Annotated in this window: 12 protein-coding genes and 1 pseudogene; 7 read left to right on the plus strand and 6 right to left on the minus strand. The window is 65.1% G+C overall.

All coding sequences use genetic code 11. From position 1 onward, the window contains the following. Nucleotides 1-4 precede the first annotated feature (4 nt). Complete coding sequence (locus CQY20_RS06405; protein ID WP_097939144.1) at nt 5-1609, minus strand: SLC13 family permease; 1605 nt, start codon at nt 1607-1609, stop codon at nt 5-7. 149 nt (nt 1610-1758) lie between these two features. Between CQY20_RS06405 and CQY20_RS06410 the strand changes: the two genes are divergently transcribed. Then, nucleotides 1759-1977, plus strand: a complete 219-nt coding sequence (locus CQY20_RS06410; protein WP_097939146.1) for a hypothetical protein — start codon at nt 1759-1761, stop codon at nt 1975-1977. Nucleotides 1978-1992: 15 nt separating this feature from the next. Here the strand turns inward: CQY20_RS06410 and CQY20_RS06415 are convergent, their stop codons facing one another. Further along, nucleotides 1993-3948, minus strand: a complete 1956-nt coding sequence (locus CQY20_RS06415; protein ID WP_234816127.1) for a serine/threonine-protein kinase — start codon at nt 3946-3948, stop codon at nt 1993-1995. Nucleotides 3949-4110: 162 nt separating this feature from the next. Here CQY20_RS06415 and CQY20_RS35905 point away from each other — a divergent pair, with 162 nt between their 5' ends. The 4 genes and pseudogenes from CQY20_RS35905 to CQY20_RS06435 all read left to right on the plus strand — a co-directional run bounded on the left by CQY20_RS35905 (nt 4111) and on the right by CQY20_RS06435 (nt 7689). Then, a complete protein-coding gene (locus CQY20_RS35905) occupies nt 4111-4242 on the plus strand; it encodes a hypothetical protein (protein ID WP_272938799.1) in 132 nt (43 codons plus the stop codon). Between the two features lie 124 nt (nt 4243-4366). Continuing rightward, nucleotides 4367-5550: pseudogene (locus tag CQY20_RS36170) on the plus strand (glycosyltransferase). 154 nt (nt 5551-5704) lie between these two features. Continuing rightward, nucleotides 5705-6508, plus strand: coding sequence for a transglutaminase-like domain-containing protein (locus tag CQY20_RS06430; RefSeq protein ID WP_097939255.1), 804 nt, complete (start codon nt 5705-5707; stop codon nt 6506-6508). A 26-nt stretch (nt 6509-6534) separates the two neighbouring features. Then, nucleotides 6535-7689 (plus strand): fatty acid desaturase family protein, encoded by a 1155-nt coding sequence (locus tag CQY20_RS06435; protein WP_097939152.1) that lies wholly within the window; start codon nt 6535-6537, stop codon nt 7687-7689. Nucleotides 7690-7712: 23 nt separating this feature from the next. On the opposite strand, the gene CQY20_RS06440 is transcribed toward CQY20_RS06435, so the two are convergent. Both CQY20_RS06440 and CQY20_RS06445 read right to left on the minus strand, forming a co-directional pair. Then, nucleotides 7713-10694, minus strand: coding sequence for a patatin-like phospholipase domain-containing protein (locus CQY20_RS06440; protein WP_097939154.1), 2982 nt, complete (start codon nt 10692-10694; stop codon nt 7713-7715). A 37-nt stretch (nt 10695-10731) separates the two neighbouring features. After that, nucleotides 10732-11460, minus strand: a complete 729-nt coding sequence (locus tag CQY20_RS06445) for a DUF3060 domain-containing protein (RefSeq protein ID WP_097939156.1) — start codon at nt 11458-11460, stop codon at nt 10732-10734. A 103-nt stretch (nt 11461-11563) separates the two neighbouring features. Here CQY20_RS06445 and CQY20_RS06450 point away from each other — a divergent pair, with 103 nt between their 5' ends. Both CQY20_RS06450 and CQY20_RS06455 read left to right on the plus strand, forming a co-directional pair. Further along, entirely contained in the window at nt 11564-11941 is a 378-nt protein-coding gene (locus CQY20_RS06450; RefSeq protein ID WP_097939257.1) for a VOC family protein, read from the plus strand. Between the two features lie 21 nt (nt 11942-11962). Continuing rightward, complete coding sequence (locus CQY20_RS06455) at nt 11963-12301, plus strand: DUF6766 family protein (RefSeq protein ID WP_097939158.1); 339 nt, start codon at nt 11963-11965, stop codon at nt 12299-12301. 3 nt (nt 12302-12304) lie between these two features. Here CQY20_RS06455 and CQY20_RS06460 read toward each other — a convergent pair whose 3' ends face one another. Together CQY20_RS06460 and CQY20_RS06465 are read right to left on the minus strand one after the other, a co-directional pair. After that, nucleotides 12305-13294 carry a magnesium transporter CorA family protein gene (locus CQY20_RS06460; RefSeq protein ID WP_097939160.1) on the minus strand — a complete coding sequence of 330 codons (990 nt, stop codon included), beginning with the start codon at nt 13292-13294 and terminating at the stop codon, nt 12305-12307. Nucleotides 13295-13313: 19 nt separating this feature from the next. Continuing rightward, entirely contained in the window at nt 13314-13592 is a 279-nt protein-coding gene (locus tag CQY20_RS06465) for an STAS domain-containing protein (protein WP_234816128.1), read from the minus strand. Nucleotides 13593-14000: the final 408 nt, after the last annotated feature.

Here is a 14000-nt window from a genome sequence, read left to right on the forward strand (position 1 = left end):
CGCATCAGCCGCCCAGGCCGAGCAGGCCGACCATGATCGGCAGCAGGATGACGATCAGGATCGCGCCCGCGATGTCGAACGTGATGCCGGAGCGGATCATCGTGGTGATCTTGACGACGCCCGAACCGTAGACGATCGCGTTCTGCGGCGTCGACACCGGCAGCATGAAACCGAACGACGCGGCGAACGTCGCCGCCAGCGCAGGCACGAACGGGTTGACGCCGGCGGCCATCGCAACCGGAATGATGATCGGCACCACCACGGCGGCCGACGCGGTGTTGCTCGTCGTCTCCGACACGAGGATCGCCAGGATCACCGCGAAGATCGTGATGGGCACGATGCTCGACAGGCCCAGCGCGTCGTTGATCGACGTGCCGATGGTCTCGGCCAGCCCGGTGTCGGCGATCAGCGACCCGAAGATGATGCCGGTACCGAAGAGAATGATTGTGCCCCAGTCGATCTTGGCGGCATCGCTCCAGCGCAGGGTGAACTCGCGCTGCTGCCAGTCCGTCGGCAGCAGGAACAGCAGCGACGCACCGAACACGGCCACCACGCCTTCGTCGAGCCGGTCGCTGACGAATTCGTATGCGCTGGAGTCGGTCCCGGTGATCAGCGCGACGATGCCGGGGAAGACCCACAGTGTCACCGTGATCCCGAACGCGATCAGCGTGTTCTTCTCGGCCCGCGACATCGAGCCCAGCTTCGCGCGCTGTTCCGCGACGTACTCCGCGACACCGTCGATCCGTTTGATCTCCGGCTTGTTCAGCCGCAGCAGGATCAGTGCCAGCAGCACGAACATCACGAAGCAGATCGGCAGCGCCAGAACCATCCACTGGCCGAAGCTGATTCGCTCGCCGGTGGCCTCCTCGATGAGGCCGCGTCCGATCAGATTGGGCGGGCTGCCCACCGGCGTCAGCAGGCCGCCGACGCTGGCGCCGTAAGCGAGCATCAGCATGATCGCGGCGCCCACTCGCAGGCGCTGCGGATCGAAGTCGGGTTCGACGTCCCCGCGGCTCTGCAGCAGTTTGGCGATGACGCTGAGGATGCCGATCGCGGTGGGCAGCAGCATCGCCACCGTCGCGGTGTTGGACACGAACGCCGACAGCAGGCAGGTGACCACGCCGAATGCGAGGATCACGCCGGTGGTCGACTGGCCCACCCGGGGCAGCGACAGAATCCGGAACGCGAAACGGCGAGCGACACCGTGTTTCAGCATCGCCTGCGCGAGGATGAACGCCCCGATGAACGTGAAGATCGTCGACGACCCGAACGGGCTGAGCACGTCGTCGACCGGTGCCACACCCAGGAAGACGATGACGGCGACACCGAGCAGGCCGCCGATCGGGATCGGCACCGCCTCGCTGATCCACAGCGCGATGACGCCGAGCAGCACCGCGGCCAGCACCTGCTGCTCACGCGGGATGTCCAGGGGCACGATCAGGAAGACGACCGTCAGCAGCGGCGCCAGAAAAAGGCCCACCGTGCGACGGCCCTTCTCGAAGCGTTCCTCACGCGGTGATAGCCGCTGTTCACCAAGGCTGCGATAGGTTGCTGTGCCCAACAGCGCCTTGTCGACGTCGGTCGGCGTGACCTGATTTTCGGTGGTCATGGCACGCTCCGTTCCCCCGGGCTGTGGTTTACGCCACAGGCGGAGTGCCTGGTTGATGCGAAATCTAAACCCGGACGAACTGCAGAGAATGTGATCCCCGTCACGAAAGGCGCTATATTGTGCTTGCTGTCACAACGAAGGGGCATGCCATGGCAGAGGTGCACAACGGTGCAGTGGTCGCGTCGCAGGTCAGCCAGCGTTCCGCGTCCGCTCACACCCATGCGCACGTGTGGTGGAACGTCCTCATGGGCGTCGTCGGGGTGGCGGCGCTGTCAGCGGTTGTCGTCACCGTCCTCATGGGGCTGACCACCGAGGCCCTGATCATCGCCATCTTCACCGGCGCGTTCTTCTCCCGCTGCGCCTGCTAGATCGCTAGAACTGCCTCAGTCGCCGGTGCGTTCGAACCTGTCCTGAAACTCGCCGCCGCCGGTGCATGGGCTGCCGGGCGCGATCGTCTGGGTTCCGTGGCCGGTGAGCACCGAGATCGGATCGTCCAACGCCTGCGGCATCGGGTATTCGGCGGTGATCGTCACCTCGGCCGTACCCGCCGGGCATGACGCAGTGCCGTGCTCGTTGCGCGTCCACTTGTCGTCGGCGTACAGGAGCGTGACGACCTCGGGACCGGTATGGAACAGGCTCATGCACCGGTCGCCGGTGCGCAGGCAGTAGGTGTTGGCCTGCAGAACCTTTCCCGGCAGGACCGTGCCGTCGGCGAAGGTCGTCGTCTGCCGATAGCTGCCCTGCAAGCCGTTGGCCGGGCTCACGCCCCGCGGCGGCATCACGGCCGGGTCGGCCACCTTGTTGGGGTCGGGATCTCCCGTGCGGGTGAACTTCACAGTCCGCTTGGCCGCGCACGCGCCGTTGGCGGAGGCCCGCACGGTTTCGCCGGAAAGCGTTCCGTCGGGGTGCGGTTCGAGCGTCATGACGACCCAGATCTCGACGGGCTCAGGCGTGCCGCACTGCGCCGAGGCCAGCCCGACGGCAACCCACTTGCCGCCCAACTGATCGAAGGTCATGTTCGACAGCAGGGCATCGCCACTCGCGCTGGCGGCGGTCGCGACGCAGCCGCCGGCGCCGCACTCCGAGCGGACGTCCCAATTGCTGGTCGTGGCAGGGGCATTCGGCACCGGCTTGTCGTCGAGGTCGGTGCCAGGCCCGTAGTCGGCGCGGTAGCGGCCGGTGAATTCGGCGGCGCTGGCGGCGGCCGTACTCGGCGTCGTGGATCTGCGCTCGTCGCGCGACGTGAGTTCGACGACGGCGATCACACCGCCCACCACTGCCAGGGTCGCGACGAACACCGCCGCGCCGATCAGCACGCCGTGGTGGCGCTTCGATTTCTTCGGTGACTTCGGTGCGGCCACTTGTGGTGGCAGCGCGTGTGGTGGCACCGCGTGTGGTCCGCTGAACATCGTCGGTGCCGTCGCCGGATACGGCACTGGTGTCGGGCCGGCCTGGGTCCACGGTTGACCGGGCCAGCCGGACGCGCTGGGACTGTCTACTGCCGGAGCAGCCGGAACCGGCGCGGACCCGGTGATGACTTGCCTTGCCGCCGAGGCCATCTCGATCGCGGTGGGATAGCGCTGGGCGGGCTGCTTGGCCAGACCGATCGCGATGACCTCGTCCAGCGCAGGCGGGACCGCGCCCGACTTCTCCGACGGCCGCGGCGGCGGGCTGACCATGTGCCCGACGGCGACCTGTTCGAGCGTGCTGCCGGGGAACGGCTGCTGACCGGTCAGGCATTGGTAGAGCACGCAGGCCAACGCGTAGATGTCCGAGCTCGGGTGAATGTCGCCGGAGTTGAACCGCTCCGGTGCCATGTAGGCCCACGTGCCGATCGCCGAGCTCGCCGATGTCAGCCGAGTGTCGTTGGCGCCGCGGGCAATTCCGAAATCGATGAGGTAGGCGAAGTCGTTCTCGTCGACAAGGATGTTGGACGGTTTCACGTCGCGGTGCACCAGACCCACCTTGTGCGCGCTGTGCAGCGCCGACGCGATCTGCTCGATGATGGACACCGCCCGCGCCGGCTCAAGCGGCCCGGCATCGAGCATTGTCTGCAGGTCCTTGCCCTTGATCAGCCGCATGGTCACATACAGCCGGTCGTCGATCTCGCCGACGTCGTAGATCGGCACGACGTGCGGATCGTCCAGCCGCGCGGCCGCCCGCGCCTCGCGGCGGAACCGCTGCTCGAAGTCGGCGTCTTCAGCGAAGGCGGGCAGCAGCATCTTCAGCGCAACGACGCGGTCGATCGCGGTGTCGTAGGCGCGCCAAACCTCGCCCATGCCGCCGCGGCCCAACAACTCGAGCAGCCGGTAGCGGCCGAACGGCGTGCCCTCCTCCACCGGCTCACGATAACGGCCGACCACCGCGTTTGTGGCCGTGATCGGCGAGTATTCCACGCGCCCCGCGTCCGCTGTGGAGGTCGCGATCCGGCCGCGACTTGACGTTGTGGCGTAGGCTCGAGGCATCGGAACCGGCCAGGCTCCGCAATCAAGGGGCCTCTGTTGGATAAATCTCCACGCCAGTCCATGAGCAAGAAGTCCGCCAAGTCGCTGAAGCAGAAGCGGGCGGACAAGCGTGCCAAGACCGACGGCTCCGCGTCGGTTGCCGACGCTTCTCTCAAGCACAAGCGTTGAGGCACAACAGCTGAGACGTCGAAGACTCATCGGGTTCAACCGGCTGCTCCACCCACCAGACCGATCATCGCCGAGCAACCGCTCACGATGGACACCAAGGCAGCAATCGCCAATTGGGACCACTTTGAGCACTTCGTCTGTTTTCCCGTCATCGACGGTTCGCGTTGCGCGTCAGCTCGCCGCTGACCCGCCGAGTATCGGCATTCTCAGTACCTATCCCCCGACGCCGTGCGGACTGGCGACGTTCGCCGCCGGGCTGGCCAGGGGGTTGGTCGCAAACGGTGGCCTCGTCGACATCGTGCGACTTTCCGACGGGCCGCGATCAGAGAGCAGAAATGTCGTCGGCGAAATGGTCAATGGCTCGTCCGCATCGGTTAGTGCATGCGTTGGGATGCTGAGTAGACGCGACGTCGCCGTCATTCAGCATGACTACGACACCACGGAGGCGTCGACGGAGAAGAGATTCTCGACGTCGTCGACGGCTTGCAGGGGCCGACCATCTTGGTTGCGCACAGCAATCCCGAAAATCCTACGCGACATCAACGTTCGGTCATGCAGAAGCTTGCGACAGCGGTGGATCAGGTCGTCGTGATGACCGATGCCGCCCGCGAGCGGCTGCGATGCGAGTACGAGGTCGACCCTCGCAAGATCACCATGATCCCGCACGGGGCAACGGTTTCGACCGATGCCTCGGGCGTCCGGGGTGGCCGACCGACACTGGTGACGTGGGGATTGCTCGGCCCGGGAAAGGGCATCGAGCGGGTGATCGACGCGATGGCGACGCTCAAAGATCTGCCGGGACAACCGCGATACCTTGTCGCGGGCCGCATGCACCGCAAAATGTCTGCTGCAGGGGGCGAATCTTATCGCTACGCGCTCGCGGAGCGGGCTCGAAGCCGTGGCGTCGAGGCATCGGTGGATTTCGACACGGGCTACCGCAACGTTGCGATGCTGACCGCCCTCATCCAGTCCGCCGCAGTTGTCGTCGTGCCGTACGACTCGGGCGATCAGGTCACCTCGGGCGTGCTTGTCGATGCCGTCGCAAATGGCAGACCCGTTGTGGCGACCGCATTTCCGCATGCGGTCGAACTGCTCGCAAGCGGGGCCGGAATTGTGGTGCCCCATGACGACCCTGAGGCATTGACCACCGCACTGCGCCGGGTACTCACACAGCCGCGCTTGTCCGGCGCGATGGCCGCCGAAGCGCGCCGGTTGGCCCCGGACATGGCCTGGCCAGTCGTCGCGAGTGCTTACCATCGCTTGGCGCGCGCAATCCTCACACGAAGGCCGGCATGGGCATGGCGGTAACGTTTCCGGCTCCGCTGTTCGAATATCTGCTGTGGCTGAGGAGATCAGCGCGGCACAGTGGAACGTGCCCGGCTCGCCGAGCCTATGCCCAAACACGGCTGCCGCATCGACGACGCCGGTATCGGGTGTCCTGGTGCCGTGGGGAAGGACAGACTTGAAACGCGAGGTTGCGGCAGTGCTTGAGGTCGAGATCGAAGCGCCGACGACACTGGAGTTCCAGATCGCGGTTGCACCGCATCCCAACACCGATGTGCACGAGGCGTTGTCGTTTGTGTTGGACGGTATGGGCGTGCCCGCCGCGGAGATCAGCGGCACGCACGGCAATCGCATTCACAAGCTCGCAGTTCCGGTTGGCAATCTGAGGGTCGACTACAGCGCCACCATTTGCGGACGAACCGGCCCGGCACCGGTGAGCGAATACGACCTGTCGGTATACCTACGGCCCAGCCGCTATGCCGAGGCAGATAAGTTTTACGGTTTCGCGTCAACCGAATTTGGTAGTTACGCTGATTCGGCGACGCTGCTGGAGAAGGTGTCTTCCTGGGTCGGCACGCGATTGAACTACGTACCGGGATCCAGCGACCCGATCGACGGTGCCGTTGACACACTTCTCGCCGGTGAAGGCGTTTGCCGGGACTATGCACATCTGGTGGTCGCGTTGTTGCGCGCCGTGAACGTGCCTGCTCGCGTCGTCTCCGTCTACGCACCTGGGTTGTCACCGATGGATTTCCATGCCGTTGCCGAAGCGTTCGTTGACGGACAGTGGCGAGTTGTCGATGGGACATTGTTGGCTCCCCGGCAGACGCTGGTGCGGATCGCGACGGGGCGTGATGCCGCCGACACCGCTTTCCTGGACAACCACAGGGGAGCGATTAGGCTCAGCAAGATAGAGGTGACGGCCGTCGTCGACGGCCGTCTCCCCGTAGATTCAATCGACCAGCTGGTGTCAATCGGCTGAGTCACAGCAGGAAACAGGAACATCTTTTGGCAATTGCCGACATCGCAGCCTACGCGCATCTCAGCAAGGCTGACATCGACGCCCTGGGCGACGAGCTAGACGCCATCCGGCGAGACATTGAGGAGTCGCTCGGCGAGAAGGACGCTGCCTATATCCGACGCACGATCACGTTCCAACGGACGGTTGACGCGGCGGCACGCCTGGTCATCGGCTGCAGTCGATCACGGGCCGGTTGGTTGGTCGGGACGGCCGCGCTCGCCTTCGCCAAGAGCGTTGAAAACATGGAGCTCGGCCACAACATCTCCCATGGGCAATGGGACTGGATGAACGACCCGGAGATTCACTCGAGCACGTGGGAATGGGACATGGTCGCCGTCTCGTCGCAGTGGAGGTACTCGCACAACTACCGCCACCACGTCTTCAGCAATGTGGTCGGCATGGATGATGACCTCGGTTTCGGCGTGATGCGGGTGACCCGCGACGAGAAGTGGCGGTTGGTGCACCTTCTCCAGCCACTGCGAAACATCCTGCTGGCCGTTGTTTTCGAGTGGGGCATCGCGCTTCATGGGATCCATGCCGAGCGTGACCGGACGGCCGATCTTGGGAAGCTCGCTCAGGTGCGCAGGGCCTTGGTCGGGAAGATCGGCCGCCAAGCACTCAAAGACTACGTGCTCTTTCCCGCACTCAATCGCTCCCGCTGGCGCAGAACACTGGCCGCGAACATGGCCGCCAACCTGATTCGCAACATTTGGGCATACGTGGTGATTTTCTGCGGGCATTTCCCCGATGGTGCCGAGAAGTTCACCGCCGACGTTGTGAACAACGAAACTAGGGCGGACTGGTATCTGCGGCAAATGCTTGGTGCGGCGAACTTCAAAGCGGGTCCGCTGCTTAGATTCTCGAGCGGCAATCTCTGCTATCAGATCGAGCACCACCTGTTTCCCGACCTGCCAAGTAACCGATATGCGGAGATCGCGGTGCGGGTCCGGGCTCAATGTGACAAGTATGGCCTGCCCTATACCACCGGTTCGCTTGTGCGCCAATACCTCTTGACGCTGCGGACGATTCACAAGCTGGCACTGCCCGACCGGCTCCTCACCGCCACCTGTGACGATGCCCCGGAAACTGCCTCGGAACGCAAAGTTCGACGGGACCTGAAGGCGCCGACCGGCCGGGCGTAAGGTGGAGGCGCGTAATGGGTGTCTCACCGGCGGCTTACATGACCGTCACCGTGATCCCGATAGGTCGCCTCGTCAAACCCGTGACTTTCCGGCTGGCTGGGAATCGGTTCCTCGGCATGCGAGCGCACCGCCCGCGCCGCCACCGCGATGCGCCTGCCCACTTCCGTGTAGGCCGCGAACTGGGCCTCGTTGAACCACTGATCCGACGTCTTGTCGTTCGGGAAGCTGGCGCCGCTCTTGCCTGCGCCGTAGGTGAGCACCCAGTCGGGCAGCTCCCGCCACAACACCGCCTTGGCGACGATCAACAGCCCGGTGTTGTTGGCGCCGAGACCCGCGGCGGCCGGGTATGTGATCGTGCCGCGGACCACCGCACCAGCCGTCAGCCGCTCGTTGAGCGAGCGGAAGGCGTGCCCGTCGGGGAACTGCGGGGCCGAGCCCGGCGCCAGGTTGGGAACGCCGTAGGGTCCGCGCTCGTCGAGTTCGATCTGAACGCCGAGCTCGAAGCGCGCCAGCCGGATGGCATCCGACAGCCCGGACAGCAGCGGGGGAGTGTCGCCGCCGCCGTCGATGACATAGATCAGGCGACAGCGACGCCGCAACGCCTCGACCAGCCCGAGATTCTCGTAGTGCCCGCCGTCGGTGACCTGGACGAGCCGGGCGTGAAGTTTGTTGATACCGAACAGTTCCCGATAGAAGTAGCCGGCCCCGCGCATCGACGGCAACGCCTTCGGGTACAGCGGCTCTGCCGCATGAGCCTTCGCGTACCGGACGAACTTCGGGTTCGGCAGCCAGGTGCCCAGGCGTGCGCCCGACACCGCCAACAGTGTTTGAAATCCCTTGTTCATCCGTCCCATTGCCGACGCGAACGCCGCACCGCTGATCGCCATCGCGGCCTGCACGGTCAGATCGCGTTTCAGGCGCGGTGGCGCAACGGCGATGATCTCCTTGGTGTCGAGCCAGCCCAGCGCGGGCCCGCCGATGTGGTCAGCGCTCAACACGTACGACACCGCATTGAGCCCTGGCGCGGGTTTGGCTTCGCCCGACAGCGCGGCGGCCGCTGCGAACACGAAGCGGGGGCCGCCGTCCGTGCGGCCGTAGCGGTCCAGCCAGGTGCCTTCCTCGGGCGGATAACCCTTGGCTTCACCGTCGATCCGCCGCACCGCCATCGCCCGCGCGAGACGCCCGCGGTAGAACGGGTGCAGGCTCAGCGAGGTGACATCGATGGTGCTGAGCATCACGACGAGCAGCACGATCGCGACGAGAATGAGGCTCGGATGCGGGATCGGAGCCGACGCCTGGCTGACCCACTCGAACACCTGCGCCGCCGCGATCCCCAGGATCAGCAGCCAGCCTGCGGCCAGCACCACCAACGTCGCCAGCACGATGATGAGTTGAACGACTCCCGGCGGCAGCCTCTTTCGCGCGCGAGAGACCTGCCCTGGTCCGTCCTTCTTCGAGGTGACCATCGAGATCAGGGTCGCGCCGTACTGCAGCGCCGCGGCGGCGGCCAGACCACCTAGCGCTGCAAGCGAGGGCCATTTGGTGGTCTGCGTCGGCGACATGGGCGCGCACAGCCACATCAGGCCCGGCAGCGCGACCGTCACCACGAACACCAGCACCGCAAGCAGCGCCGTGGCCGTCGCGGCTTGGTTCAGTACCGCCTTGGCCTGGGTGAACCCGCGTGACACCGAGACGTATTCGCATGCCAGGCCTGCCGCACCGAAGAGGATCGCGAAGAGGATCGGAATCGCGATCGCCAGCGTCGATGCCATCGGGTGCTGATCGAGCGCCTGGAAGTGATCGGAGGACCACGCTGTCCGCGACGGCACGAAGGCGGCGACCGGCACCCGCGCCGTGAACCAGCCGAACGCCCAGCCGGCGATCACCGCCACGAGCAACACCATGGCCGCCGACGCCAGCAGGTTCTTCAACACCTCGCCGAGCGCGCGCACCAGACCCATTGGCGTGTCGGCGATGTAGCTGGCGCGGCTGCGCAGGAACGCGAATTCGGGTGAGCCGGGGTTGAACCGGTCGGCCAACGCGGCGACGGGTCCGCCGACCGTGTCCCGTTGGATCGACAGGAGGCGCGCGCCGGCGGTGTAGCCGCCGCCGGACACCGAGATGATGTAGTCGAACTCGTCGAGCAGCGGTGCACTGTCCCAGCGCGGTGGCTCGTCGCCGTCGGGCTCACGCGACAGAGTCTGCATCGCGCCCATGGCCACGCAGCCCGACCGGATTCCGCCTCCGGACAGGCACAGCGCGCTGGCAATTCTCGGCGAGCCATCCTCCGCCGTCAGCAGTTGGTCCGCGTCCGGTACGAAATAGGATTTACGCCAAGAGCTTTCGCCATCCTCCTGCGACTCGGCCGGATCCCGTCGCGGTTCGGTGACCAGAACACGGTCCCACCAGTTCGGCGCATTTCTGCGGATCCAGCGCGCGATGTAGGAGACCACCACCCGCGACGACGCGAAGACCGCTGCCGGCACCGCGAAAATCGCCACAAGAAGCGCACACCATTTGACCGTCGCCGCCGCGGCAGGTAACACGATCCATAACCGTCCGGCCGCGTCTAACGACCACAGCACCAGGAGGTTCTCGACGACGTCCATGCCTGCCGCAACACCGAGCGCACCCAGGAGCACGTAGCCCAGCGTCGTCCCCGTATTCGAGAACGCCGACATGATGACGAAGAAGAGCAGCGCGCACGTCAACAGAATCAGGACATAGCCCGCGATCACGGCCCAGTCGTGAGCGATGGCGGAGCGGATAGCGGCGTACAGATCCGGATCGCGCTCGCCGAACACGTAGCGCATCAGGAAGTCCGGGCCGGCCGCCGCGAAATTCCGCGCGAGCAACCAGGTGCCGACACCGATTGCGACAAGGGGGATGCCCGCGCCGAGAAGCCAGGCGGTGGCGACGGCGCCCGCGGGACGGCGCGCGGTGACACCGGAATCGGCAGATACGGCAGGCTCGGCAGATGAGGCAGATGAGGACGTCTCGGACATGTGGCCCCCAACCACGCTTGAGAGGACCGACTTGCGGTCAGCCCTGCACGACGATGTTCGACTCGGTGGCGTTGATCTGCGGCGCCCCCGAGTGGTAGGTGATGCGGTTGTCGAACCCCGAGGCGCCGATCGTGTCGCTGGCATCGACGGTGACGACGTTGTCCATCCCGGACACCGTCACGCTCACGCAATGCCCGGTGATCGTGACAGTGTTGCTGACGCCGCTGACTGACACCGACGAGTCGTTGCAGACGACGGTTCTGGTGTTCTCGACGCCCGCGACGGAGACGGTCTCACCGGGTGCTGCGGTGATCGTCTGGGGAGCCGAGCCGGGAAGCCCGGGTGGTACGGGGATGTTCGGAATCTCGATAGACGGCACCGACGGCATCGGCGGAATCGACGGTATCGACGGCAGGTCGATGGAGCCGCCGCCGCCCGAGATGCCCGACGTCGCCGACATTTTCGAGACGAAGGCGATGACGCCTGCCGCCATCGCCACAAGCACGACCGCGATCAGGCCGAACACGATCCACGGGATTCCGCCGGAAACTTTGCGCGGCTGGGTCGAATACGGCGGGGCGCCGTACGGCGGCGGGCCGGCGTAGGTGGGTGGGGTGTAGTCCTGCGGGCTGTAGCCCGGAACCGGTGGCGGGAGATAAGCCGTGCTGCTGGGCTGCTCACCGCCGAGCTCGCTCGTCTGGGCCAGTTCGGCCAGGGGGCGTTCGAGTTGCCTGATCCTCTCCTCGGGATCCTCCTCGCGCGTCATGCGCAGATGGTCCCACAGATTTGCTCGTTGAGCCGCCCAGTCTGCAGAAGCGCTGACACCTCTTCCGGCGTTTGTGAAGTCGCAAAACGGCAACCCGAAGGTCATGATCGGAAACATTCGCTCAGTGGTGGTGGACTGCCGGGACCCGCAGGCACTCGCAGACTTCTATCAGGGAGTCCTCGGCGGCACCGTGCACAAAGAAGACGACACGTGGTCGGTACTGACCGACCCGACAGGGCGACGGCTGGCCTTTCAGCTAGCCCCCGAACACGAGCCGCCGATATTTCCCGATCCCCGTGGCTCACAGCAATTCCACCTCGACATCCAAGTCGGCGACGACGACGTCGACGACGCTGAACGGCGAGTGCTGGCATTGGGCGCGGCCCGCGTCACCGATGCCAGCGAAGACGGCACCTTCCGGGTCTTCCGCGACCCCGCGGGCCACACCTTCTGCCTGGTGTGGGGAATCACCAATTCGTAAGGCGCAGCGAAGGAGTCAGCCATGAAACACTTTCGGCGGTGGGGCGCTGTCTACGTACTTCTGCTGTTGTTCGTCGGGTCCTGGCTCGGCCAGTTCTTCGCGATGCTGGCCGAATTCCGCTCCGACCAACAGGCCCACGGTCAGCCGTTCATCTGGTCGGAGTACTGGAGCACCTTTCTTGGTGCGACTTTTGAGAACTGGCAAAGCGAGTGGCTGCAATTGGTGTTCCAGGCCATCCTTCTGCTCGGCGCCAAGCACTGGCTGTTCAAGGTGGACGCCGAAGACATGGAGCGCATCGAGGCCAAAATCGACTCCATCAAGGACCGGCTCGACATTCCGAGCTCGCCGGCACCGAACTAGCCGCTACAGCCAGTCGCGGCGCTTGAACACCCAGTACAGCAGCAGCACCAGGATGACGATGAGGGCCGTGCTGGTCACAAAGCCGCCGACAGTGTCGATGCCGGGGAAGTCCACGTTCTGCCCGTAGAACCCGGTGATCGCCGTGGGCACCGCGATGATCGCCGCCCAACCGGTGAGCTTCTTCACCACCGTGTTCAACCGCGCGTCCTGCAGCGAAAGGTTCGTCTCGAAGACTGTCGTGATCATGTCCCGTAAGGATTCGGTCCACTCCGAGACCCGCAGCACGTGGTCGTAGAGGTCGGCGTAGAGCGGATCGAGTTGCGGCGACGTCTTGGCGTCCAGCCTGCGGTGCTGAATCGTGTTAACCACTTCGCGCATCGGCAACACCACTCTGCGCAGCTCGACGAGGTTCTTGCGTAAGCGAAAGGTCTTGCGTTGCAGTCCTCCTCGCGGAGTACCGTTTTCGAACAGTTCGTCCTCGAGAGCCTCGGTCGCGTCGTCAAGCATCTGCACCGCGTCGAAGTGGCCGTCGACGACGACGTCGAGCAGGCCGTGCACCAACGCGCCCACCCCGTATTCCTGGCCGCCGAGTTCGTCGAAGCGGCGGGAGACGGTGTCGATGTCGTACCAGGGGGACAACCGGACCGTGACGAGGCCCTGCGGCAGTACAAAACCCGAGATGCGGTGGGACTCTATCGCCGACTGGGAGTCCTCGGCAGGCTCGCGGCACGACACCGCATAGACGGTGAAGAAGGTGTGGGACCTGTAGACCACGGCCTTGGTGCGTTCGGCCTCGGCGACGGCGTCCTCGACCGCCCAGTCATTGAGCCCGAGTTCGTCTGCCAGGGCGGACAACGTGTCGCTGTCGGGGTCGTAGATATCGCACCACACCAGCGTGTCGTCCTCGACGAGATAGTCCGATATCGAGGAGAAGACGAAGTCGTCCTGCGGCGCACCGCCTCGCCACACCCGACCCCGTACGTCGGCGCTCATCTGACCATCATGTCAGCGCTTAACTCGCGATCAGCGCATCCGACAGAAGTACGCCGCGCGGGTCAGCGAGGGTGAGCACGCGCGATACCGCACGGCTCGGGATGAGTGTCCAGTTGACCTGAGCCGTTGCGCAACGATGTCCGATGGTCCGCAAGGTCGAAAAGGCGTCCACTGCAAAGAATTCGACGCCGGACAAGTCCAGGATCAGGTGGCGGCAGTTGGCGCCGTAGCGAAACACGTAGCGGGCCAGTCGTTCGCTGTTCGCGGCGTCGACTTCACCGCCGGCGCTGATGCGCACGACCGTGGCGCTCTGCCAAGCGGTTGACATCCGCAACGGGTCGCCAGGGGTGGCGGTGGGCGGGCGTGAAGCTATCAGGGTTGTTGATGCAATAGGGGACACGATGAATCGACTCCAAGCGTGAATCGTTAGAAAGAGAGCTGTTTTGTGGGAAGGCCCGCACGGGCGGGCTTGTGAGAGTCCTGCACGCCTACGACGTTTCCGGAGGCTGCAAACTCAACCTGGCTCAGCCTACAGCCAGTGCCCCCGATCCGAAGAATTCCGCTGGCGAGGGGCATACGGGTGCCCGAAGGCGCAGGTCGAACGATCAGCGAACCGCGCCGAGACCACGGAAATTGACGAAAAATCGACGAAATTTCCGCAACTAGCGGAGTCTCGGCGACGTCTGCTGTGGCGGATGGGGTCCAT

The sequence above is a fragment of the Mycolicibacterium agri genome (genome assembly GCF_002553505.1).
In the GTDB taxonomy this organism is placed as follows: domain Bacteria; phylum Actinomycetota; class Actinomycetes; order Mycobacteriales; family Mycobacteriaceae; genus Mycobacterium; species Mycobacterium agri.

Coding starts and splice junctions, on each gene's coding strand:
- CQY20_RS06405 (WP_097939144.1), bottom strand. CDS start 1,609: ATGACCACCGAAAATCAGGTCACGCCGACCGACGTCGACAAGGCGCTG.
- CQY20_RS06445 (WP_097939156.1), bottom strand. CDS start 11,460: ATGACGCGCGAGGAGGATCCCGAGGAGAGGATCAGGCAACTCGAACGC.
- CQY20_RS06460 (WP_097939160.1), bottom strand. CDS start 13,294: ATGAGCGCCGACGTACGGGGTCGGGTGTGGCGAGGCGGTGCGCCGCAG.
- CQY20_RS06455 (WP_097939158.1), top strand. CDS start 11,963: ATGAAACACTTTCGGCGGTGGGGCGCTGTCTACGTACTTCTGCTGTTG.
- CQY20_RS06450 (WP_097939257.1), top strand. CDS start 11,564: ATGATCGGAAACATTCGCTCAGTGGTGGTGGACTGCCGGGACCCGCAG.
- CQY20_RS06440 (WP_097939154.1), bottom strand. CDS start 10,694: ATGTCCGAGACGTCCTCATCTGCCTCATCTGCCGAGCCTGCCGTATCT.
- CQY20_RS06410 (WP_097939146.1), top strand. CDS start 1,759: ATGGCAGAGGTGCACAACGGTGCAGTGGTCGCGTCGCAGGTCAGCCAG.